The sequence below is a fragment of the Paenibacillus massiliensis 2301065 = DSM 16942 genome, from assembly GCF_000377505.1.
Classification (GTDB): Bacteria; Bacillota; Bacilli; order Paenibacillales; family Paenibacillaceae; genus Paenibacillus; species Paenibacillus massiliensis.
Map to the genome: position 1 here is coordinate 57,491 of NZ_KB898193.1, position 23,888 is coordinate 81,378.

Below are 23,888 nucleotides of genomic sequence, written 5' to 3' on the forward strand. Positions count from 1 at the left end.
TATAACCAAGCTATAGAATCATTCTCCAGCAAAAATATCCTCAGCTTCCCATTCCTGCTCAAATTGCTTGAGAAAACCCTCCATATAAGCATGTCGACGATCTGCAGCCTTGCGAGCGGCCTCAGTGTGCATAAGATTGCGCAGCTTGAGCAGCTTCTCGTCAAAATGCTGAATCGTCGTCCCCTGATGACTGCGATACTCCTCCTCCGTTGCAAATTCCTGAGCTACTGTGCCCGGCTTATGCATAAGACGCCCCCGGGACCCTCCATAAGCAAAGGCACGTCCAATTCCGATGGCGCCGATGGCATCCAGCCGATCCGCATCCTGTACAATCTTGCCTTCCAACGTTCCCAGTGGCACGCTATGACCACCACTGTAGGACATATTTGCGATGATATCCATAACATGTGCCATGTCCTGCTTGTCCAGGTCTCGCCCTTGCAGCCAGTCCTGCACCTTGTTCAGTCCCTCTTCCTTGGAGGGATTCAGCTTGGCGTCCGCTACATCATGAAGCAGAGCTGCCAGTTCACAGATGGTTACATTGGCCCCTTCCTGCTTGGCGAGAGCTACAGCCATCTTTCTCACTCGATAAATATGCCACCAATCATGCCCGCTACTATCGTATTGAAGCTGCTCCTTCACGTATTGCTCAGCCTGCTCCAGCAGTTCTGTCTTGTCTTCCGATTGCTCCAGACTCATCGTTATCACTCTTTCCCGAATATGTAATTTCAATCTCATTCTATTGTACAGGCTGGAATAGTTCAGCCAAGTCATTTCTGACACAGCATCCCCGTCCTGAAGCCGCTCATAATAGACTTATGAGGGAGGCATAATCAGAACGGGGATGCATAGACTACGCTTTTTTTCTTTTTTTACGGAACCAATAGATGACGAAGATCAGCAGACATGCAGCAATGAATGCATATGTAACGTTAGAATATACGTCCATGAAGGCCAGAATATCCTCCCAGCGATCTCCTAGTGCCGCACCGATAGATACGAGAATGACATTCCAGATGAGGGTACCTATCGTGGTGAAGAATAGAAACACCCAGAAATTCATACCGGACATTCCCGCCGGGATCGAGATCAGACTGCGAATCAGCGGTATCATCCGGCAGAACAGCACGGTCCAAGGACCATATTTATCAAACCAGGCATCCGCTTTGCGAATATCCTCTTTTTTGACTCGTAAAATATGCCCCCAACGCTCTACGATGCTCTCCATCCGCTCCACGCTCAAAATACGACCCACTCCATACAGAATGACAGCTCCGAGCACAGAGCCAATCGTTGCTGCAACGACTACACCCGGCACAGTCAGCTCCGATGTTGTGGTCATAAAGCCACCGAAGGTCAGGATCACCTCAGACGGAATGGGCGGAAACACATTCTCCAAAGCAATCATAAGCATAATGCCTAAATAACCGTATTCCTCCATAAAGGACGTAATCCAGTTCTCCATAACTCCCCCTCTGTCCAAAGACGAATAAGATAGAACAATTCTACCAAGAATCAGAGGACTGGAGCAAACCCACCAAAGTAGTATTTGAAGGGGGCGTACGGTCTACCTTGCTACGAATTGGAGAACACCAATAATGAAGAAAAATAATGAGAACACAATTGGAATCCCTACCAGCACAATCAGGATAATTAACAGCTTCTTGGTCGTTCGATTCCTCTGCTCCATGATCTGCTCTATATGTGTGAGTCTTGAATTAATCTCCTGCAGTTGATGCTCCTGATCCATTATGTAGCCTCCTTAATTTGGATGATCTTTGTTCCTGCTTACACGTTAACGTTATGCTGAATATGTCAGCCGCATGAGTAGAAGCTCACTGTGCTACGTTTGCCTAAGTCCGTTATTCAATCCTTATCGACAATTTTCCAGCTGTCGCCCTCCTGCTTTCCCCGTTGAAGTACATAATTGTAATCCAGCTCATCTTCACTTCCGTAACGCTTCTCTTTGATAGGAACCACCACCTGGAAGACGTTCCGCTGCTCTTGAATCTGAATATCTCTTACAACTTTCGTATGGCTCACCCGGTAGGACGGCATCCCCTGTAAAGGAGTGTTCGAATGCAACAGCTCCAGGTACTCCTCCTCCTTACCTGCATTTAAAGATTCCAGACTACGATTAATTATGGAGATCACCTCACGTTCTTCTCCTGTATAGGCATCCTCATTGATATATACCGGAGAAGGCTCCAACGGGGCCTGTACTGGCGAATTCGTATGACAGCCGCTAAGAAGTATAAGCAGGGCTACCAGTAGGAAGGTATTTACATACGTCATGGAATCGCCTCCATTTTCACAATCTTATCATCATTCTACAGTATTTTCCTGTCGGATGCTGCAAAAAACAGCAGATTGGCCTCAAGTGGCAATCTGCTGCGCATACTTCTTCAAGTCTAAAAGATATCCTCCAAGAGCTTAGGAATCAAGATCATCCGTGGCGGTCGGTGTGGTCTTGGATACCCATTCCTCTGCTTCTGGCTCAATGTCCTGTCCTTGGGACAGCTTCTTCTTCTCCATCAATGAATCGCCCTTCGGGTCTGGCTTATTCCGAACTTGATCCTCAGATAGATGCTCCATGCTCATCCTCCTTCAACCATAGATAGGGAAGACCTTGATCATGCAGAGTCTCCCGTTCATAGGTTATCCAAACATTCACAGATCCAACCAGCAGAGAGAGCACACACGAACAGCAAGCTCATATCAGTTCCTATACAACCAGACTGCCCGCCTTGTCTGCTCTACTAATTATAGCTTCAACACCTGCATTGAATTCGAGATAATCCTCCTCCATACCGTCACTGAAGATCACGCCCTGCTCAGGCATTTGCGATGTGATTCGAAGCTGCTGGCCTTGCTCAATACAGCCGCAAGCTAATTCACCACCTGTTGTGCGGCTTACAAATGGCTCCCTTACTGTAAAGAACAACTCGGGTAAGCTCCAGCGACTATAACGATTCATATCCATGCCTCTATTCTGCGCTATAGGCTGCTCTGTCTGTCGCTCCTCCTTCACAGGCTGCCGTTCGGACTGTCGAAGCTGATCGGAGGTCCATGACATCCGCTGGCCTGTTACCTGTTCTGCGACCCTTGAGGCTCCAGTCATTACACTGCTTAGCCATCCTGTAGAGCCGAGACCCGTCGAGACAATAACTCCGCTCGAAGACTGGGTCTCCTGCCGACCCTCGAGCTGAAGGAGATAGCGTGCAGATACATGAGTCCTGCGTCCGATGAACAGATCGTTCACAGCGTAGATGATCTGACCGTCATTTAAAGTAGCCTGTGCCAAAGTTACTTCCCGGCTGGATCTATAGCCCTGAAGTACATCGCGCACAACAGCCTTGACATCATGCACCAGAAAGGGGAGCAGTACACCGTCCCAACGAAGCGGGTCTGGATTCACAGCTACCAGTGGCTGACCCGACAGATACTTCATAGTATTGGCTACGAGGCCATCCTGGCCGAGGACCACGACGATATCCTCAGGACCGAATATAAAATTCGGCACATAGGCACGATTCACCAGCTGCACTCTCCCTAGCTCAGCAAGCTGCTGTTGCACGCTGGCAAGTGCTACTTTATAATCCTGATCCTCCTGCATGTAATCTCCAAAATCCGCTCCCAGACGCTCAATATAAAAGCGGGCCTGCTGCACCGTATTGTAACGAACTACCAACTCCGCAAGACGCGACTTTCTGGTAATCAGGACAAACTTGGCATCCCGCTTATTTTTATTTCCATCCATCGCCCCGCCGCTCCTTCATCGTCCGCATATGATCACCAGGCCCCTCCATCAAGCCCTGCAGCAAGTCCGGGGTAATGTTCAGCTGACCAATCTTCTCTGCGTTCTCTGCCATCTCACGGAAGGCAATGGCAATCAGCTTATCCGGATTCATATCCATCTGAGTCATGGATTGCAGCAGAGCCGGCTCCACTCCCTCCAGTGAACGCATGACAGCTGTCAATTCATAGGCCTTGGCATCCGCTTCGGCCTTCTTGTTGGCAACAGCCAGCTCAATCAGTTCACGCTTGCGCTCCTCCAGAAGGGTGTCGTGGTTCAATTGCTCCTCCTTCATCTCATTGTGCTTTTGTAGGGCAAAGCGCTCGGATTCCAGCTTGGCCTCCTGAATCTGCCGCTTCTTGGCCTCCACAGCGATTTCGGTATTCAGCTCATTCTCCTTCACACGTCGCTCCTGCTCAATCGAGGAATTACGTCGTTCATAGAGGGCATCGTCTGCCTGTCGCAATATTTCCTCCCGCGCCTCAGCCTCTAATGCTCGCAGCGTCTCCTTATTGGGAAGGATCGCCAGAATCGATAGACCGATTAGCTCAATTCCTAGCTGCTCCAGCTCTTCATGCACTCGAAGCTCCTGACGAATGCTACCCGCCAGACGTTCACTTGATTGCAGTACCTCCTTTAGGGGCATGTGCTCAATATGCTTCTGAATTTGCACCTTCGCCATATGAATGACACGTTGCGACAGCTTATCCGGATCATCGGAGAGGTGGCGGTGCTTCCTGGGATCATAGGTATAATTCAGCAATCGGGAAATGCGACGAAAATCCGTAATTCGATAAGTCAATTGTCCCTGCACCGTCACCGTCTGATAATCCCGAGTCATCTCATCGAACATGAAGGGTACATCAATAGATGAGACTGGGATAACCACAATCGAAGTCAACGGGGCATAATAATAAAAGGAAAGTCCCACACCTTCTTTGATTACTTTGCCGCTTCGGAACTTCATTACATATTCGCTTGGTTGAAACTTCACAAATTTCCATCCCAGCATCATGTCACCGTCCTTTATCAAGTTTATTTCATTGTTTTGATATTAACCATTTGTTATTAACAAAATAATATCATCAAACGAACATATTATCAATATGTTAATATCAAGGTGTGTATGAAAAATATGATGACAAAATTGTCGTTCATCGTTACGCAAATCATGGTATCTTGGTAAAGTCTTCTGCCAAAGGCTTAATTTTGTGTCAAAGGGATTGAATCCATGAAATTACATAAGTTAAAAATAGTCTCGCTGATCCTGGTACTCACCAGCGTACTCGTACTCTTGTGCTGGAGCATGCAGGACTACTATCATTCACCGCTGCCCGATAAGGCCGCACATACCCGGACAGCCAATGCGGACAGGCTGGCCAGTCATATTTTCCATACCTCAGCTACACCAGATAAGACCTATTATCGCAATCAGGTGATCGTGCTCATGTACCACGATGTCAGCCCGAACCCGGTGGACGATAAATCCATTAGTGTTGCTTCCTTCCGTGCTCAATTAGAGGCGATGAAGGCGAATCATTTTCAATGGATCTCGATGGAGCAGTATGTGAACTTCGTCCTTCATGGTGCTCCTGTACCGGATAATGCTGTCCTGCTGACCTTCGATGACGGCTATGAATCGTTCTATACCAGTGCTTATCCTGTGCTGCAGGAATACGGCGCCCCAGCTACCAATTTCGTCATTACCGCTACAATAGACAACCCCAAGCATATCGGAGTTGCCAAGCTCTCGTGGGAGCAGATTCGTGAAATGCATGCCAAGGGAATTGATTTCTACAACCACACTAATGATTCGCACGGGTACGGTTACGTCAATGAAGAGCACACCAAACAAAAGCCGCTACTCATGGCCCCCATTCACTTGAAGGCGCTTGGACGCATGGAGACTCAGGCTGAATTTGAAGCGAGAGTGCTGAAGGATCTTCGGACGGCCAACAGCTTGCTAGACTCACAACTGAACAATCATCTGCACGTACTCGCCTTTCCTTACGGAGGACATAATGCAGATACGCTGCGTCTCGCCAAGAGCCTCGGAATTGATGTGACCTTCACGGTGAAGCGGGGAATCAATGTCCCTGGCCAGACCAACGGCTACCGAGTCAATGCAGGCGGAATGTATACGAAGGCTGAGGTGCTCATCCAGTACATGAAGCAAGGTGCACCGATGCGACCACTGCCATTCTCAAGAGGCTATAACACCACCTCGTAGCTTCATAACCCTCACTAGCACAGCTATGCTGTGCTTTTTTCTATGCCCACAGCCCACACCGCACAACGAGCGTAAGCCGAGACCTTCGGCATGTCCTCTACCACTTACCAGCATCATATAGAAGTGTATTTCCCATATAATTAACAGTTCATTAACACAAATATGAACATATGATAATATTTCGAGTTTATCTTTATATGTAAGTATTTATATTCCACTCATTTCAGGAGGTAGTATATGTTATCCAAATTCAGCAAAAAGCTGATTCCTGCTACAATTTTATCAACCGTGATGATGGCCTCATTGCTTCCGGGAGCACAGCCGGCTGCAGCGGCTACCAACACTGGCGAGATCAAGAACGTTATCTTTCTGGTGGGAGACGGTATGGGCTTCTCTTACATTACGGCACACCGTTACATGAAGGACAACCCTAACACTCCACAAAAGGAATTGACCGCATTTGATCCATACCTGGTCGGTGCCCAAATGACCTATCCGGATGATGACAAGCAGAATATTACGGACTCGGCTTCCGCAGCAACAGCTATGTCAGCTGGTGTGAAGACGTACAATGCGGCTATTGCTGTAGATACCAACCAACAGGACGTGAAGACCGTGCTGGAGCAAGCGAAGGAAATTGGCAAGTCCACGGGTCTTGTAGCGACCTCCGAGATTACACATGCAACACCTGCCGCTTTTGGTGCGCATGACATTAGCCGCAAGAACATGGACGCTATTGCCAATGACTACTATGATGAATTGATCAATGGGGAGCATAAGGTGGATGTGCTGCTCGGAGGCGGAAAGACGAACTTTGTTCGTGCAGACCGTGATCTGACGAAGGAATTTACAAAAGACGGATACAGCTATGTCACCAACCGCGATGCTTTGCTGAAGGATAGCAACACCAAATTACTTGGCTTGTTCGCAGACGGTGGACTGGACAAGATGATTGACCGTACCAGTGCTACTCCTTCCCTTGAGGAAATGACGAACGCAGCGATTGATCGTCTGAGCAAGAATGATAAAGGCTTCTTCCTCATGGTTGAGGGTAGCCAAATCGACTGGGCAGGTCATGATAACGATGTCGTGGGTGCCATGAGTGAAATGGAAGATTTCGAGCGGGCGTTCCAAGCAGCGATTGATTTTGCCAAGAAGGATGGTCATACCCTTGTAGTAGCTACTGCCGATCACTCCACAGGCGGCTTCAGCCTGGGTGCTGCTGGCGAATATAACTTCAATGTTGAGCCGATCAAGGCAGCTAAGCGCACTCCAGATTTCATGGCCAATGAAATTGCGGGTGGTGCAGATGTGGAGACCGTGCTGAGTCAATATATTGCACTTGAGCTGACACCAGAGGAGATCCAATCGGTGAAGGCTACGGTAGGTAAAGACGTGGCAGACATTGATAATGCGATTGAAGAGATTTTTAATACTCGCTCTTTCACTGGCTGGACCACAGGTGGACATACGGGTGAGGAAGTGCCTGTATACGCTTATGGACCAGGCAAAGAGAATTTCGCAGGCTTGATTGATAACACCAAGAATGCGGATGTTATTTTCGAAATTTTCAAAAAATAAGAGTAGCCTGGATAGAAACAGCAGCTGTAATTACAGCAGATGATATGCAACAGGTGTAGGCTCAGCAACATTGATGTAGATGCAGCACGTTCAGGAACTGGAACGCAGCAAAGGTCCGGAGATATTCTCCGGACCTTATTCCTTTTTAGGAGCAGTGTCTAGTATAGATCGAAATCTCGTACAGCCTGCCCAGTTCGCGCCGAGGTGAAGATCGCTTCAATAATATTCAGCACCCGCAGCACCTCTTCATTACGCACAATCGGCACGCCCGTTCCTTCTACTACCGCAACATAGTTGTCATAAAAGCTGCTCGCATGCTCAAAGGGCTGTGGCAGTGCTTCTGTAATCGTTGCTTCCTCCGAGGGAGGTGCCATGGTCTTCGTGAGCCCCACGCCAGCCTGAATTGGCTTCGGTTCGATACGACCTACATCCTTATTGCGTGTCACCACACGACCACTAAGCGACCAATCCTCGATGATGCCTGTACCTTCCGTTCCTTTCACATACCAGCGGGGGAGTGGAATATAATTAGTCGTTCCCACCTCTACCAGTGCAGAGACGCCATTTTCAAACTCCAGAATAGCCTCGAAGCCATCATCCACCTCATCACCGAGAATGTAGCTGAGCCGACCACTGATACTGGTAATCTTGCTATCCACCATGAAGACCAGCTGATCGAGCAAATGTACACCCCAATCCAGCAGCATGCCTCCTCCATATTGCTCCAGATGACGCCAATCGCCAGGAATACCATTCGCCCCATGTACACGAGATTCAATACGGAACAGCCCACCAATGGTCTCCTGATCATACATCTGCTTGATTATACGGAAATCCTCATCCCAGCGGCGGTTCTGATGCACCATGAGGATCTGTCCTGTCTGCTCGGCAACAGCTACCATTTCACGGAATTCCGCTACCGACAAAGCTACAGGCTTCTCGCAAATGACATGCTTGCCAGCCTTGAGAGCCTCAATGACCAGCTCCTTGTGCACATCATTCGGCGTAGCAATCAGCACTGTATTTACCATCGTGTCATTCAACACGGATGCATAGCTGTCATAGTTACGATAGCCATCCTGCACAGCGGCCTCTTGCCGATCTGTCTGAATATCATAAGCTCCAACTACACGGAGACTATTCGCCTGCCCAATGAGCTTGGCGTGATAGCTCCCCATGCCTCCATAACCCACAATCACAACTGCGTGCTGTCCTTGATTCATAGGAATCGTCCCTTTCAGCCTTGATAGGAAGAATATGTCACTCTCATTCTAGCCCGAAGCGAAGGAGCATAAAATGCACATTATGATAAAAACATGAACAATCTGGTCAATCTTTGGAGGTCATCAGCTTGGTTCGGGCGATAGCTACTGTGCCTGGTGCTATACTGCCGAGCATAGTCATAGATTTCTTACTTTTTTCCTGCTGTAGTTGGCACTAACCTCAGCCTATTAAAGCTTTGTGAGCAACTCGGTATAAAAGCTGTTGCCATTGCGTTGATCCAACCGCTTGGCTGTAGCTTGAGCCTGCTCCGCAAAATACAGAGCAAGACCCGGCAAATTCCCCGCATCTCCTTGATAAGGCAGCGAAGCTGGTAACACGGGTCGAAGTCCCTGCTCCTCCTCGGCAAGCTGTCGCAGTAACGCTGCTGAGGCTCCATCAAATAGCAGCTTCGCAATCGGATTCTCCAGATCAATGGACATCGCCACATGCTTCTCGAACACCTCTAGCGCCTTCATCGGATGAACTCTGCGCAGATATGTAATATGTCGGGCAATCGGAATCATGAAGTCCCTTTCCCCTTTGACCAGACGATAGCTCTTGCGCTCCAGCTTATCCGCCCGTTCCGTCTCGCCTCGTTCAAGAAGTGGAAGGAACAGATGGGACAGGGTCTTATGCGGAATCTCCCCACACGTCATACGTCCTGATACGATCGGCTCGGCCTTGCGCAACAATTCATCAATGTTCCCGGCCACCTGCTCGTACTCTACGAATTGATCCTGCTCACAGGCGATACAGTCACTCATACCATCTCGCTCCATGCCCAAGACCTTGTCCATGTAGACTCCAGCCTCGGCAATGTTACCGCACATGAGGGCAACGAGACTTTTATAATAGTAATATGTGCGATCGCTGTAGCCGTATTCCTGATAGCGTGTCCTCATATCCTCCAGCAGATTATCAATCTGCTTCAAGCTGATCTCCGGAAATGCAGAGATGCTGTTCAGAATCCATTTATAGGACCATAGTAAGTCGAATTCGTCATAGGCTTCCGGCTCACGGTCGAACTGCCCCAGCATCCATGAGAAGGCTACCAGTGCCTTCATCGGATAGCCGCCAAAGGTCCCTGCTTCTACCATCTCTGAACGAGCCGCATATCCCTCCTCTACCAAATTCAGCACATCCGCTGTACGAATGGCCTCCTCCAAAAGAGCAATTTTGGCCCTGCCATTCGGCAATGCGTAAGCCTGACTCATCAACTCATCGAATTCGGTACTCATAGTGTATCCCCTCCATCATTTGTGCCCTTACGAGCTGTATCTGTTGCCAATCCCATATCTATAAAATGTAAAATTCCTTGATTGAGCACAGCCAGCTCTTGTCTATTCATCGGATAATGCCCCATCAGGAGCGAATTCACATAGAGCAGTTCAACTGCTGGCTTGAGCATGCTCGTCAGGCCTGCTTCGAATAAGCGCCCTACGAGCGGATTATCCAGGTTCAGATAGAGCGTGGAGTATGCGGCTTCACGGTATTTGGAGCCAAGGCTTCCAAGGACCGAGGATATGGCTTGCGGACTAATTTCCTCAGCAGCCTCCAGTGCCCGCATGTCAGAGGATTCCTTGGACAGTGTGAAGAGTGCTGGCAGCTCTGTTGGCTTGAAGCGCTTCAGCTCAACACGGCAGCGAAAACGCTGCAGCACAGCATCCGCATGGAGCACCTGCTCATAAAAGCGCATCCGCTCCGCTGCTGTCACCTCCGTGAATGCAAGCGACACATCCTCCGGGATCAATCGCTCCGTGGCAACCTCAGGCAGGATGTCTGGCAAGGTTGCCAACAGCTCCGCATCGTACAGATAGCCACCATTAATGACAAGTAACGATTGGGCCGCAGCGACATGGGTAATCTGTCGGTACTCGTCCAGCGTTAATGTATAATACAGGGTTCTGCCTTCCTCCAGCAGCTCGCCCAGCTCCTTGGAACCGAAGGTACTCTCAAAAGGTAGCCAGCGATAAATCATTCGATAGAAGTCTTTATGCTCCATAGCCAATGACTTCATCGAGAGTGCGTGCAGACGTATCGTCTGGCGGAGTCGTTCCGGCTCTGAATCAGCCATCTGAACCAGCTCCTGACGCAAGGCTTCACCCAGCTCGGTCCGAACCTCCTCCAGACGTTCATTTTCATAGAAGTCCTCACGCGATGCTGTTGGCTGCAGCTCATCAGTCCAGATGATGCATTTCACGAAAAATGCCCAATCCGGCAGCACATTCTGTGCTTTGTCCGATACCAGCATGTTCCTCAGGTACACCCGATGGGTCTTCTTCGCGTTCAGATTCACGGTCTGCGGCAATATATAGGCAATGCCTCCTGTACGTCCAGAGGCTGTCTGCAACGGAATAAAGTCATGGAAGCGTTCACCCAGCAGTCTTGAGCCGAATTGTAGTACCTCTTCCCGATGACTCCGTGCCAATCCTGGCTCTGTAATCCATGTTGGGCGCCATTCGTTGATCGTTCGGGTCTGCTCCTGATCCTGCAACTTGATTGGATAAGGCAGAAGCGCGCCATAGTCATACAACCATCCAGCCAGCAGCTCTGGCTCATAGTACAATTCGAAGCCAGGCTTGCAGCGCAAATACACCTTTGTACCTATCGACAGATCCATATCCAGCTTACGGATCGAGTAGGTGCCATCGGGCTTGCCTCTCCATTCGAGGGCGGGTCCCCCCTTCGCGGAACGGGTGATCATGACAATCTCATTGCTCACGGTGAAGCAGGATAGAAGGCCGATGCCAAACCGACCAATAAAGCCCGATTCCTGCAAGGGCTCGAGCCCTTCTCCCCGCTTGGAGGATTGACCAATCATCGCCAGAAACTCGTGAATATCCGCTTCGGTAAGACCGATACCATTATCCTCAATCATCAGAGTGGCCTCAGTGCCCGTCCCCGTAATCTGCACCAGAATCTGCTCCTCATAGCCGGGGTCCTGGGCTTTGCGTGCCGTGATGGCGTCTATTGCATTTTGCATCAGCTCTCGTATGTACACCTTGGGATTACTATATAGATGATCTGATAGAATCTGAATCATGCCGCTCAGGTTAACCTGAAAACGGTAATTATCCTGTTCACTCATGCTGTCACTCTCCTTTGTTATTTACGCTTTCCCCACTGTTAGACGTTGTGAATCACTGTGATTATAGCTGTGCTCATCGTCATCCATCCGATGGTACAGATATTCTTTCCATGACAAAACAACAATCCAGGAACGCTGCAAGGCAGACTGTGACAGATCACACTCTTCTAGCAGTTACTGTACTGTTGTCAGAAATACGAATACCCGTTTGTAACACTTCTCCGATTTGGTGCAAATTGGATGTTAATTAATAGTATACGTGGAGGATGAATAGCTGGCAATAAGCCCCAAGTAGCATTAGCTCCGTCCAAAGTCCCTACATATAACAGCAAAAGAACCCGACTGCCTCAGCTATCTCAATAGAGTAGCCTAGGACCTTCGGGTTCATCTTGTTACCATCATTATTGAGTCGCTAACCAACAAGACTCAGGTGCAGCTTCATATTCGATAGTTAAATAGCGGCAGCTTCCTGCTCCAGCTTCATCGTATAATAAAGAGGCTTCTGATTGTTCTGCTGTTGATATACCACCAGCACCAATGTACGACCCTGAGCCACTGCTGCGGCATCACCCGCAAGCACTGCTGATAGATCGAAGGGCAGGATTTCAAGCACCGCATGCTTCTGCAGCTCGCGCTCTCCCAGTCGAAGCTCTGCGAATGTCGGTGAGCTCTCGCCCCCTGTCTCAAGCTCGTGTCCACTATGTTCCAGACTACCGTTACTCTCGATATCTGCGATATCTCCCCGAGCTGCCTGCAATTTCTCAGGCTGCTCTGCGGCCAGCTTCATATAGCTTCCCCACTCGTCCTTCTCCAGCCCAAAATCCCACCAGATCTTCCGCGGCTTGTATTTGTGATTCAGGAAGTAATCCAGTTTCATCAGACCAAGAATAATCTCCATGTTCTTCGTATCCCGCTGCTTCAGGAAGGAGTGCAGACGCATGAAGAGATCCTCCAGCTGGTGCCCGATCTTCTGCCAGCCTTGCCCCTCCCAGTAATCGCCGAACTCCTGAAAAAAGTCAAAGGCAGACGGAAATTCCTGCTCCATCAGGAACTTCAAGGTACGATCCATCCGGTGCGCATTCCAATATTTCTCCAGTACATCCTCCAGACGCTTGAGTCGTACAATATCCTCGAAGGACAGCACATCATTGCTCAGCATCTCGTATGGAGCTACATCCATATACGTGTAATTGTATTTCTCTGCATCCAGACGCAGTCCGGTACCGCGAAGCATCTTTAGGAAGCCCAATTGCAGCTCCTCAGGCTCCAGTGCGAATACATCATTGAACGTCTTGCGAAATGTATTGTAGTCCTCCTGTGGCAAGCCTGCAATGAGATCCAAATGCTGATCAATCTTGTGGCTGTTCTTGACCTTCGTCACGGTACGCGTCAGCTTGGCAAAATTCTGACGACGCTTGACCAGTTCATTCGTCGGGTCATTCGTCGATTGGACACCGATCTCGAAGCGGAAGATCCCCGGCGGTGCATGCTCTGCCAAATAATCCAGCACCTCGGGTCTCATAATATCCGCCGTAATCTCGAACTGGAACACGCAGCCCCGGTGGTTCTCGATCAGGAACTGGAACATCTCCAGGGCGTAATCACGCTTAATATTGAACGTCCGATCCACGAACTTGATAAGCTTGGCACCCTGATCTATCAAGTATATGATATCCGCCTTCGTTCGCTCGATATCATAGTACCGGACTCCAACCTCAATACTGGACAGACAGAACTGACAGCTGAACGGACAGCCACGGCTAGTCTCAAAATAGACAATCCGGTTCGCCAGCTCGGGAATATCCTCCACAAAACGATGCGGTGAGGGCAAGTCGTTCAGATCGGCCTTCGGACGGCCTGGCATCAGAATGATCTCTTCTCCCTTGCGGTAGGCAAGTCCATAGACAAAATGGTACTTTCCCTTGCCCTCGATCTCCTGAAGCAGCTGATGGAACGACTCTTCTCCTTCACCCATGACGATGAAATCCACATTCCTGAGCCGCTTCATCCAGTCCTCTGTATCATAGGATACCTCGGGTCCACCCAGTACAATGCGTACCTCGGGCATAACCTTCTTCACAATATCAATGACCTTGATCGTCTCTTCAATATTCCAGATATAGCAGGAGAATCCGATGACGTCCGGCTTGCGCTGGAATAAGTCCGATACAATGTTCATGACCGGGTCCTTGATCGTATACTCTGCCAGCTCAATGTCAAAATCCTTGTCACTGTAGGCCTTCAGACAGCGAATTGCAAGACATGTATGAATGTACTTCGCGTTCAGCGTCGAGAGAACAACTTTCATAATTCACCTTCTTTTTTTAATTCGTAGCGCAGGTTGCTAGTGTCTTGACGGGAACCACTGTGAGTTTAGAGCCTCTGCAAGCAGGAGTCCTGTCGACCGCAGATAAGCTTGCTGTTCTTCGATCTAAGATGAATAGCAGTTGAACAGCAACCTTAAAGTCATCTAGTACCCTGCGTAGTCGTCAAATCCATCATCATAGGGTATTTGCTCCGCCTCGGACTGCTTCTGGAAGAATTCAAGGAACGGACGCCCGTATTTCCGAAACTTCACCTCACCTACACCCTTCACACGCAGCATGTCTGCTTCGCTCACAGGAGCGGCAACGCTCATCTCACGCAAAGTCGCGTCATTGAAAATAATATATGAAGGTACATGCTCCTTGGCCGCCAGCTCACGCCGAATCAAGCGAAGCTGCTCGAAGACCGTCTCGTTCACAGCGGCCGGATAGGCATCCTTCGCACGTCGGCCTCCCGATCCAGTGAAGGACGTCGCATGACGTACCACACGCTGCATGACCTGGCGCTGCCCCTTGAGCACCTCAGCCGCCAGCTGCTGCAGCCGTACTACTGGATATTGTCCTTCCGACAAGGATAAATATCCCTCCGAGATCAAAATGTTGATCATTTCCACGATTTCCTTCTCGGTCCGGCTCCCCAGCACGCCATAGGTTGGCAGGCTGTCGAAGCCGTATTGCAGCACCTTCTTGTTGCGCGAGCCCTTGAGCACGGAGGCGACCATGGAGGCACCGAACCGTTCACGCATACGGTGGATGCAGGAGAATATCTTCTGTGCATCTACGGTAATATCAACGATCTCGCGGTCATCTGTACAGGAGCTGCAATTGCCGCACCCTTCCCCGTCATGCTGCTCCCCAAAGTAGTCCAGCTGCGCACTGCGCAAGCAACGAGTCGTATAGGAATAATCCACCATCTGCTGCAGCTTGCGGTAATCATTGCGCTTGCGATCCTCATCCTGCGGGTTCTGCTCAATCAGGAACTTCTGGGTTACAATGTCCTGAGGGCCGAAGAGCAGAATGCACTGGCTCGGATCACCATCCCGGCCCGCACGACCTGCCTCCTGAACGTAGGCCTCCATATTCTTCGGCATATTATAATGTATGACATACCGTACGTTGGACTTGTCGATCCCCATCCCGAAGGCATTCGTCGCCACGATGACCCGGATATCGTCGTACAGGAAGGCCTCCTGACTCACCGCCCGCTCCTCATCGCTCATACCTGCGTGATATCGTCCGGCCGCGAGCCCTGCTTCCTTTAGGCGGAGATACAGATCATCCACATCCTTACGAGTAGCGGCATACACGATCCCGGACTCATCCGCATGCTCCTTCGCATAGTTCAGCAGAAACGACCGTCGATCCTCCCCGCGCAGCACGCTAAAGGCCAGATTGGGACGTCCCAATCCTGTGACAAAGGTCTCTGGCTCACGCAGACGCAGCAGCCTGACAATGTCATCCATGACCTGCGGAGTGGCCGTCGCTGTGAAGGCCGCCAGCACCGGACGCTCCGGCAGACTTTCCACGAATGGAGATACGGCCAGATAGCTTGTCCGGAAGTCATGCCCCCATTGCGATACACAGTGCGCCTCATCAACAGCGACACAGGAGATTCCGAGCTGGCTCATCTCTTCACGGAACCAGTCCAGCTCCAGACGCTCTGGCGCTACATACAGCAGCTTCAGCTGTCCTTGACGCGCAGCTCGCAGCCGATCATTTACCTCTCTGCCAGTCAAAGTACTGTTAATATAAGCAGCAGGAATGCCCATCGTCGTCAGCGCATCCACCTGATCCTTCATGAGGGAGATCAATGGAGACACTACCAGTGTCACCCCTTCATATAATAAGGCCGGGATCTGGTAGCAGATGGACTTTCCTCCTCCTGTTGGCATAATACCAAGCGTATCGCTGCGCTCCAGGAGACTGCCTACAATCTTCTTTTGTCCTTCCCGAAAGTCGGGATATCCGTAGTATTTGACTAAAAGCTCACGTGCCTGCTCTAGACTCGGTGCTTGTACACTCATTTTTCATAACCCCTTATAAAAAGCCAATACACTCTATTTTCCCATCAAAGCAGCATCATTTCAATAGCTGAGGAAGCCTGAAATTACTTTCCACTATGCGATATTCAAGTCACACTCTATGGATAAAATGATTCTATTCGACTATATTGCACTTCATAGCGCTTCGAATCGAATGATGCACAATGCTGAGGTAAACAAGACCATCTCATGGGCCTGGATGGGCTTAGGATGGGCCTAGTGCCGCTAATAGAAAGGAGCTGCGACGAATGATCGTACCCTTCCGTCGAATTCCTCACATGATATTGTGAAGCATCCGTATAGCCTGTGCTCTGTCCTCCACCCCAAGCTTGCTGTACAAATTACTGATATAATTGCGAGCCGTCCCTTCAGCAATACACATGATCTCAGCAACCTCCTGATTGCTAAGTCCTTGGACCAATAGCCGAGCCAGCTCTTTCTCGCGATAAGTCAATTGATTACTCTGTACTTCTCTTCTGGATAATCCTCCCTTATGATGCAGATCCCGTGCATACCGGGCCAGCTTGGCTGCAATCAAGGATGGGAGAATAAACTGTCCCTTCATCACATCACGAATGGATTCAATTAACCTGTCGGCCTCCATATCCTTCATTACATAGCCCTGTGCTCCTTCAGACATCCCTTCCAGAATATAATCCGTCTCTGCAAATGTTGTTAAAATAATCACCTTAATTTGCGGCTGGTTGGCTCGAATATGCCGTAGCGCGTCCAGGCCATTCATGACAGGCATTTGAATATCTAGCAGTATCACATCAGGCTCCAAGGCTGCTGCATATTCACAGGCCTCTTTACCATTCTCTACGATGCCAATAACCTCCATATCTTCTTCCAGTTCAAGAATTGTACGGAAGCCTTCTCGCACATACTTCTGATCGTCTACTATGAGTAATTTGATCGTGGACACGTTCTGTCTCCTTTCTCAGACGCTGCTTGGTGGTTCAGCCTTTTGTATCATTGGATTCGAAACACTATGATGTGATATATAGACAAATAGAATTATGATCAGATTTCCCCCTATATATCATAGCAGTTCACTTCATGATAATCATGTGTATCCTATGGATAAAGTAATACGTAAAAGCAGCACCCCAACCATACAAGATGGACTGAAGTGCTGCTGTTCACCTGAACTTATGATTTACGACTTCACAATACTCACTTGTTCTCCATCACCCTGTACACTGTGGCCTTATCACCACTCATTCCATCCTTATACGCCACATATGGAGAGCCACTACGATCCATTGCCAACGAAGGGGATGACGCTTGACCTGCGGAAAATCCCGCACGGCCTACGGTTGTCCATTGACCTTCCTCATACTTCATCACCGTAGCTCGATAATTATTCTCTACATCCTGATACGCCACATAGGGTGTATCTTGGACATCCAGAGCCAGCGAAAGGGAACAGGCTGCACCCGCAAACACTCCTGCACGACCTACCTCTATCCATTGACCTTCCTCATACTTCATCACCGTAGTCATATAATCATTCTCTACATCCATATACGCCACATAGGGAGTATCTTGGGCATCCAGAGCCAGCGAAAGGGAATAGGCTGCACCTGCAGACACTCCTGAACGGCCTACCTCTATCCATTGGCCTTCCTCATACTTCATCACCGTGGCCCTATAATTATTCTCTACATCCATATATGCCACATATGGCATGCCACTGGCGTCCAGGACCAGGTCAAGAGAATAAGCTGCACCTGCAGACACTCCCACACAGCCTACCGCTGTCCATTGACCCTCCTCATACTTCATCACCGTGGCTTTAAAATGATTCTCTACATCCATATACGCTACATAGGGAGTACCGCTTGCATCCAGTGCCAAGGAAAGATAATATGCTTCACCTACGGAAAATCCCGAATTGCCTACCGCTGTCCATTGACCTTCCTCATACTTCATCACCGTGGCTTTAAAATGATTCTCTATATCTGTATACGCCACATACGGTGTACCGCTTCCATCCAGTGCCAAGGAAAGATAACCCGCCTGGGCTACGGAAACTCCCACACAGCCTACTTCTGTCCATTGGCCTTCCTCGTACTTCATCACTGTAGCTCTATCATTATTCCCTGCATCCTGATACGCAACATACGGCGTACCCCTGCTATCCAGTGCCAGGGAAGTGTAATTCACTGCACCAGTGGAAAATCCTGCACGGCCTACGGCTGTCCATTTTCTTGCGGCAGCATACGCTGTTTGAGCCGATTCTTTATATTTGTCCACTTCCATCATTCTGTGCATTTTCCACACCCCTATTATTCCTTGTCATAGAACTATTTCCCGTACACATACTGTGACTTTTGTACTAGCATCTATTTCAATATACAAATATTTCACCGCCCAGAATAGTGACTCCTGTCATCAATTTGTCATATGACAAATTGGTAATTTTATGTATCTTCTCCCTCCAAAAAAACAGCACCTCAACCCTGTTATAGCGGGCTGAAGTGCTGCTCTATCCTGAACGTATAATTTCACTTTACTTAGACTTCATTGGGGATAGACTTGATTTGGACGTTTCTTGCTAAGGGTATTCATTTAGAAGGTCGACTTCGTCTCTGGCAAGAGCTGCAGGATATTCAACAGCACTTGTACCACCTCAGCACGGGTAGCCGTCCCTTGCGGATCAAAGTGGTTCTCTTCCTTACCCTTCACCAGCCCTGCTTCCACGAACGCTGTAATCGCAGCTCGTGCATAGCTCGATGCCTCATCCAGATCGTTCATTTGCTGACCTGCTTGTACCTGTGGCAATTGCTGGGTGTCCAGCAGACGGGACAGCATCGCTACCATCTCTTCCCGGCTAATCGGTTGATCCGGTCGGAATTCGTCCGTGCTGTAGCCCTTGACGATCCCTGCACTTGCAAAAGTCTGAATCGCCTCTCTCGCCCAATGCGCTTGCGTATCCGTGAAGCTCACTTGCTCTCCATCATGCTTCACCTCGAACAGCTTCGACAACACCGTTACGAATTCGCCGCGAGTGATCGCCTGGTTCGGACGGAATGTGCCGTCCGGGTAACCCGAGATCAACTGATGCGCTACGAACCATTGGACCGCATTCTTCGCCCAATGACTGCTCACATCCAGGAAGGAACCGTCCGCCGACGTTCCCAATGCTGATGCTTGCAGACGTGCCACCAAGGACACTACCGATACCTGCGGCTGCAGCATCGTCTGCGCAGTGGCGGTTGAATCGGTACTTACTGGCGGGGCTTCATTCGCCGCCGGGGTAGGGCTATCCGCAGGAGGGGTATCCTGGTTCGTCACGGGAGCAAAGTCTCCACTGTCCGAGCTACTTCCCGACCTTGCCTTAGCTCGTACCACATTCAGGGTGTAGCTCTGTAGGGTATTTCCGTCCTCGGCCGTCACCTGAATCCGAATGATATTGCTACCTACGGCCAACGAGATCGGCACACTCGCCTGACCGCTGATGGCGGGCTCCCCATTGATGTGCAGCTTCGCCTGACCGTCTGCAGTTGTTGATGTGATCGTTAAGCTCTTCACACGGTTCGCTACATCGGCTGTGTAGCTCAGTACATCTGCCGAGAATATCGGGTTCAGCGTACCCTCAGATAACGTCAGGCTGCCCAGCTTCGCATCCTCGCTCGCTTGAGGAACGACTTGCAGCGTATAGGTCATGTCGTCGCCATGCTCAGACGTGACTTGGATCTGCACCACATTCTCACCCGACCAAAGATCGGTCATCTGGTAACGATACACATCATCGGTTACCGATAGGTACGTCGCTCCCGTCACGCTCACTTGCTGTGTAGCCTGTTCTTTGCTCAGTGTGAAATCCAGAGTGGTCATCTCCCGGGCGACTTCCACCTCATAGTTCAACATTCCTGGTGAGAATTCCGGCTTCAATTCTCCCTCCTCCACCTGCAGACTGCCCAGCACAGCAGATGTTGAAATCCACTTCGCATGCAGTGTCAGGTCACGGGTGACGGGTGACGTAAAGGCATAAGATTGCGTCAAGGCCTCATCTGTATACCAGCCCGCAAAGACGTAGCCGGATCGCGTTGGTGCTGATGGCTCGCTGAGCAATTCAGTATACTTCACCGTTGCACTATCAACTGCTGTTCCCCCGTTGCTCGCGAAGCTCACCGTGTAGTCATTCGCTTCCCACTTGGCATACAACGTCAGGTCACCCGTTACAGGTGAAGTAAAAGTGTAGGATTGCGTCAAGGCCTCATCCGTGTACCAGCCTGCGAAGGCATAGCCCGTTCGCGTCGGCTCGGATGGCTTGCTAACCAGTTCATTGTACTTCACCACTGCACTCTCGACTGCTGTACCTCCGTTGCTCTCGAAGCTTACGGTATGGGCATTCGCTTCCCACTTGGCATACAACGTCAGGTCACTGGTCACGGGTGACGTGAAAGCATATCGCTGCGTCAAGGCCTCATCCGTATACCAGCCTGAGAAGGCATAGCCCGTTCGCGTCGGCGCTGACGGCTCGCTGAACGTTTCATTATACTTTGCTGTTTCACTACCGATCGCTGTTCCTCCATCGCTCTCGTAGCTCACGGTGTAGTTATTCGCTTCCCACTTGGCATACAGCGTTAGGTCACGGGTTGCCGGAGAGGTGAAAGCATATGGCTGCGTCAGATCAGCATCCGTATACCAGCCTGCGAAGGCATAGCCCGTTCGCGTCGGCGCTGATGGCTCGCTGTACGTTTCATTATACTTCACCGTTTCGCTACCGACCGTTGTTCCTCCATTGCTCTCGTAGCTCACCGTATACGCATTCACTTCCCACTTCGCATACAGTGTCAGGTCACCTGTCACAGATGACGTGAAAGCATATGGCTGCGTCAGGGCCTCATCCCTATACCAACCCGCAAAGGTGTAACCTGTACGTGTCGGCGCTGATGGCTGGCTGAACGTTCCATTATACTTCGCCGTTGCACTATTGACCGTTGTGCCCCCGTTGCTCTCGAAGTCCACCGTATAGTCATTCGCTTCCCACTTGGCATACAGCGTCAGGTCACCCGCTACCAGAGACGTGAAAGCATATGGCTGCGTCAGGGCCTCATCCCTATACCAGCCTGCGAAGGCATAACCTATACGCGTCGGGGCTGAGGGCTCGCTGAACGTTTCATCATACTTCGCCGTTGCACTATTGACCGTTGTTCCTCCATTGCTCTCGTAGCTCACTGTATAGTCATTTACTTCCCACTTCGCATACAGCGTCAGGTCACCTGTCACAGATGACGTGAAAGCATATGGCTGCGTCAGAGCCCCGTCCCTATACCAACCCGCAAAGGTGTATCCCGTTCGCGTCGGCTCGGATGGCTCGTTGACTGCCTCACTATACTTCACCGTTGCACTACTAACCGTTGTGCCTCCATTGCTCTCGTAGCTCACTGTATACGCATTCGCTTCCCACTTCGCATACAGCGTCAGGTCACCGATTACGGTAGACGTGAAGGCGTAGGATTGCGTCAGCCCCTGATCCGTATACCAGCCTGCGAAGGCATAGCCTGTACGCGTTGGCGCTGATGGCTCGCTGTACGTTTCATCATACTTCGCCATTTCACTATTGACCGTTGTGCCTCCATTGCTCTCGTAGCTCACGGTATAGTCATTCGCTTCCCATTTCGCATACAGCGTCAAGTCACTGGTCACGTGGGACGTGAAAGCATATGGCTGCGTCAGGGCCTCATCCGTATACCAGCCTGCGAAGACATAGCCCGTTCGCATCGGCACTGACGGCTCGCTGTACGTTTCATTATACTTCACCGTTTCACTATTGACCGTTGTGCCTCCGTTGCTCTCGTAGCTCACGGTATACGCATTCGCTTCCCACTTCGCATACAGCGTCAGGTCAGCGGTCACGGGCGACGTGAAAGCATATGGCTGCGTCAGAGCCTGGTCCGTATACCAACCCGCAAAGGCGTAGCCTGTTCGCGTCGGCTCTGTAGGCTCACTGTACGTTTCATTATACTTAACCGTTTCACTATTGACCGTTGTGCCTCCGTTGCTCTCGTAGCTCACGGTATAGTCATTCGCTTCCCATTTCGCATACAGCGTCAGGTCACCTGTCACAGGCGACGTGAAAGCATATGGCTGCGTCAGAGCCTGGTCCGTATACCAACCCGCAAAGGCGTAGCCTGTTCGCGTCGGCTCTGTAGGCTCCCTGAATGTTTCATTAACCCTCACCTTTTGAATCTTGACTGCTGAGCCCCCGTTACTCTCGAAGCTCCGTGTACTCACCAGTTCAAAGCTCATCACCGTGGTTTTATTACCATTCTCTTCATCCTGATACGCCAGATACGGCGTACCACTACTATTTAGCGCCAGCGAAGAAGAGAATGCTCTGCCTGCGGAAAAGCCAGCGCTCCCTACAGGTATCCATGCACCTTGATCATACTTCATCACTGTGACTTTATCATCATTCGCTTTATCCTGATACGCCACATACGGTGTACCATTGCTATCCAGCGCCAGCGAAGGAGAGAGCGCTTGACCTGTGGAAAATCCAGCATTCCCTACAATGCTCCATCCGCCTTGGTCATACTTCATCACCGTAGCCTTATTGTCAGATCCATCCTGATACACCACATACGGCGTACCGTTTCGATCCAGTACCAGCGAAGGAGCGGTCGCTGAATTTGCAGAAAAACCATAATCATAATATTGATACCCTACAGTTTCCCATGCGCCTTGATCATACTTCATTAAATTAGCTTTATTACCAGCAAACACATCCCCTTCCATATACGCCACATACGGCGTACCACTGCCATCGAGCGCTAACGAAGTAAACTGTGCTGTAAATAAAGTAAAACCAGCATCCCCTACAGGGGTCCATGCACCTTGTTCATACTTCATCACCGTCGCTGCATTATAATTCGCTCCATCTTGATACGCCACATACGGCGTGCCACCGCCATCCAGCTCCAGCGAAGTGTAATACGCTATACCTGCGGAAAAGCCAGCACTACCTACAGGTATCCATGCACCTTGATCATACTTCATCACTGTGGCTTTATTATTATTCCCACTATCCTGATACGCCACATATGGCGTACCACTGCCATCCAGCGCTAGCGAGACAAACTGCGCTGCACCTGCGGTAAATCCAGCATTACCTACAGGGGTCCATGCACCTTGTTCATACTTCATCACCGTAGCTTTATAACTATTGGCTCGATCCGAAAATGCCACATACGGCGTACCACTACCGTCCAGCGCCAACGAAGTGTAAGGGGCTGCATCTAAGGTAAATCCTGCATTACCTAGTTCTATCCAATCCATTGCGGCGGCATATGCTCTTCCATCCTGCGTATTCCACCCTGGTATCCCACCCACTGTTAGCAAGACCACCAATAACATGGCTACTGCTCTTCGAGCCCATCCTTGATTCTTGCCCACTTTCTTCATCCTGTGCACACCCACTCCCCTATCATTCCCTGTCATAGATCTTTTCCTAGTACACATACTGTGACTTTTGTACTAGCATCTATTTCAATATACAAATATTTCACCGCCCAGAATAGTGACACCTGTCATCAATTTGTCATATGAC

The 23,888-nt window shown here is 50.0% G+C and carries 17 protein-coding genes; 2 read left to right on the forward strand and 15 right to left on the reverse strand.

Annotated features, from left to right (window positions below; all coding sequences use genetic code 11):
- Positions 1–18: 18 nt before the first annotated feature.
- From D328_RS0118240 to D328_RS0118270, 7 genes are all read right to left on the reverse strand, one after another.
- Positions 19–699: an HD domain-containing protein gene (locus tag D328_RS0118240; protein WP_018886476.1), complete on the reverse strand. Its 681-nt coding sequence runs from the start codon at positions 697–699 to the stop codon at positions 19–21.
- A 154-nt stretch (positions 700–853) separates the two neighbouring features.
- Positions 854–1,465 (reverse strand): DedA family protein, encoded by a 612-nt coding sequence (locus D328_RS0118245; RefSeq protein WP_018886477.1) that lies wholly within the window; start codon positions 1,463–1,465, stop codon positions 854–856.
- Positions 1,466–1,567: 102 nt separating this feature from the next.
- Positions 1,568–1,750 carry a hypothetical protein gene (locus D328_RS0118250; protein WP_018886478.1) on the reverse strand — a complete coding sequence of 61 codons (183 nt, stop codon included), beginning with the start codon at positions 1,748–1,750 and terminating at the stop codon, positions 1,568–1,570.
- A gap of 116 nt (positions 1,751–1,866) precedes the next feature.
- A complete protein-coding gene (locus tag D328_RS0118255; protein ID WP_018886479.1) occupies positions 1,867–2,295 on the reverse strand; it encodes a hypothetical protein in 429 nt (142 codons plus the stop codon).
- Positions 2,296–2,433: 138 nt separating this feature from the next.
- Entirely contained in the window at positions 2,434–2,595 is a 162-nt protein-coding gene (locus D328_RS31275; RefSeq protein ID WP_018886480.1) for a hypothetical protein, read from the reverse strand.
- Positions 2,596–2,725: 130 nt separating this feature from the next.
- The gene (locus D328_RS0118265; RefSeq protein WP_018886481.1) at positions 2,726–3,760 is read right to left on the reverse strand and encodes an NAD(+)/NADH kinase; all 1,035 of its coding nucleotides are present in this window, start codon (positions 3,758–3,760) and stop codon (positions 2,726–2,728) included.
- A complete protein-coding gene (locus D328_RS0118270; protein ID WP_018886482.1) occupies positions 3,747–4,808 on the reverse strand; it encodes an SPFH domain-containing protein in 1,062 nt (353 codons plus the stop codon). The genes D328_RS0118265 and D328_RS0118270 overlap by 14 nt, the downstream gene beginning before the upstream one ends.
- Positions 4,809–5,027: 219 nt before the next feature.
- Here D328_RS0118270 and D328_RS0118275 point away from each other — a divergent pair, with 219 nt between their 5' ends.
- Complete coding sequence (locus D328_RS0118275; RefSeq protein WP_018886483.1) at positions 5,028–6,026, forward strand: polysaccharide deacetylase family protein; 999 nt, start codon at positions 5,028–5,030, stop codon at positions 6,024–6,026.
- 294 nt (positions 6,027–6,320) lie between these two features.
- Positions 6,321–7,607 carry an alkaline phosphatase gene (locus tag D328_RS0118280; protein ID WP_407667806.1) on the forward strand — a complete coding sequence of 429 codons (1,287 nt, stop codon included), beginning with the start codon at positions 6,321–6,323 and terminating at the stop codon, positions 7,605–7,607.
- Between the two features lie 158 nt (positions 7,608–7,765).
- On the opposite strand, the gene D328_RS0118285 is transcribed toward D328_RS0118280, so the two are convergent.
- The 8 genes from D328_RS0118285 to D328_RS0118320 form a co-directional block, all read right to left on the reverse strand.
- A complete protein-coding gene (locus D328_RS0118285; protein WP_018886485.1) occupies positions 7,766–8,830 on the reverse strand; it encodes a Gfo/Idh/MocA family oxidoreductase in 1,065 nt (354 codons plus the stop codon).
- Between the two features lie 228 nt (positions 8,831–9,058).
- On the reverse strand, positions 9,059–10,108 hold the full coding sequence (locus D328_RS0118290) for a hypothetical protein (RefSeq protein ID WP_018886486.1): 1,050 nt from the start codon (positions 10,106–10,108) through the stop codon (positions 9,059–9,061).
- A complete protein-coding gene (locus D328_RS0118295) occupies positions 10,105–11,958 on the reverse strand; it encodes an HSP90 family protein (RefSeq protein WP_018886487.1) in 1,854 nt (617 codons plus the stop codon). Before D328_RS0118295 ends, D328_RS0118290 begins: the two co-directional genes overlap by 4 nt.
- A gap of 451 nt (positions 11,959–12,409) precedes the next feature.
- The gene (locus tag D328_RS0118300) at positions 12,410–14,266 is read right to left on the reverse strand and encodes a B12-binding domain-containing radical SAM protein (protein ID WP_018886488.1); all 1,857 of its coding nucleotides are present in this window, start codon (positions 14,264–14,266) and stop codon (positions 12,410–12,412) included.
- A 162-nt stretch (positions 14,267–14,428) separates the two neighbouring features.
- The gene (recQ, locus tag D328_RS0118305) at positions 14,429–16,306 is read right to left on the reverse strand and encodes a DNA helicase RecQ (protein ID WP_018886489.1); all 1,878 of its coding nucleotides are present in this window, start codon (positions 16,304–16,306) and stop codon (positions 14,429–14,431) included.
- 292 nt (positions 16,307–16,598) lie between these two features.
- Entirely contained in the window at positions 16,599–17,249 is a 651-nt protein-coding gene (locus tag D328_RS0118310; RefSeq protein WP_018886490.1) for a response regulator transcription factor, read from the reverse strand.
- 251 nt (positions 17,250–17,500) lie between these two features.
- The gene (locus tag D328_RS0118315) at positions 17,501–18,601 is read right to left on the reverse strand and encodes an NHL repeat-containing protein (protein ID WP_018886491.1); all 1,101 of its coding nucleotides are present in this window, start codon (positions 18,599–18,601) and stop codon (positions 17,501–17,503) included.
- Between the two features lie 297 nt (positions 18,602–18,898).
- On the reverse strand, positions 18,899–23,743 hold the full coding sequence (locus D328_RS0118320) for an InlB B-repeat-containing protein (RefSeq protein ID WP_169445806.1): 4,845 nt from the start codon (positions 23,741–23,743) through the stop codon (positions 18,899–18,901).
- Positions 23,744–23,888 lie beyond the last annotated feature (145 nt).

What these genes read in the sequence shown, in the direction of transcription:
- D328_RS0118295 (WP_018886487.1), bottom strand. Translation starts at nt 11,958, where the DNA reads ATGAGTGAACAGGATAATTACCGTTTTCAGGTTAACCTGAGCGGCATG.
- D328_RS0118255 (WP_018886479.1), bottom strand. Translation starts at nt 2,295, where the DNA reads ATGACGTATGTAAATACCTTCCTACTGGTAGCCCTGCTTATACTTCTT.
- D328_RS0118300 (WP_018886488.1), bottom strand. Translation starts at nt 14,266, where the DNA reads ATGAAAGTTGTTCTCTCGACGCTGAACGCGAAGTACATTCATACATGT.
- D328_RS0118270 (WP_018886482.1), bottom strand. Translation starts at nt 4,808, where the DNA reads ATGCTGGGATGGAAATTTGTGAAGTTTCAACCAAGCGAATATGTAATG.
- D328_RS0118280 (WP_407667806.1), top strand. Translation starts at nt 6,321, where the DNA reads ATGGCCTCATTGCTTCCGGGAGCACAGCCGGCTGCAGCGGCTACCAAC.
- D328_RS31275 (WP_018886480.1), bottom strand. Translation starts at nt 2,595, where the DNA reads ATGGAGCATCTATCTGAGGATCAAGTTCGGAATAAGCCAGACCCGAAG.
- D328_RS0118285 (WP_018886485.1), bottom strand. Translation starts at nt 8,830, where the DNA reads ATGAATCAAGGACAGCACGCAGTTGTGATTGTGGGTTATGGAGGCATG.
- D328_RS0118320 (WP_169445806.1), bottom strand. Translation starts at nt 23,743, where the DNA reads ATGAAGAAAGTGGGCAAGAATCAAGGATGGGCTCGAAGAGCAGTAGCC.
- D328_RS0118250 (WP_018886478.1), bottom strand. Translation starts at nt 1,750, where the DNA reads ATGGATCAGGAGCATCAACTGCAGGAGATTAATTCAAGACTCACACAT.
- D328_RS0118275 (WP_018886483.1), top strand. Translation starts at nt 5,028, where the DNA reads ATGAAATTACATAAGTTAAAAATAGTCTCGCTGATCCTGGTACTCACC.
- D328_RS0118315 (WP_018886491.1), bottom strand. Translation starts at nt 18,601, where the DNA reads ATGCACAGAATGATGGAAGTGGACAAATATAAAGAATCGGCTCAAACA.
- D328_RS0118265 (WP_018886481.1), bottom strand. Translation starts at nt 3,760, where the DNA reads ATGGATGGAAATAAAAATAAGCGGGATGCCAAGTTTGTCCTGATTACC.
- D328_RS0118240 (WP_018886476.1), bottom strand. Translation starts at nt 699, where the DNA reads ATGAGTCTGGAGCAATCGGAAGACAAGACAGAACTGCTGGAGCAGGCT.
- D328_RS0118245 (WP_018886477.1), bottom strand. Translation starts at nt 1,465, where the DNA reads ATGGAGAACTGGATTACGTCCTTTATGGAGGAATACGGTTATTTAGGC.
- D328_RS0118290 (WP_018886486.1), bottom strand. Translation starts at nt 10,108, where the DNA reads ATGAGTACCGAATTCGATGAGTTGATGAGTCAGGCTTACGCATTGCCG.
- recQ (WP_018886489.1), bottom strand. Translation starts at nt 16,306, where the DNA reads ATGAGTGTACAAGCACCGAGTCTAGAGCAGGCACGTGAGCTTTTAGTC.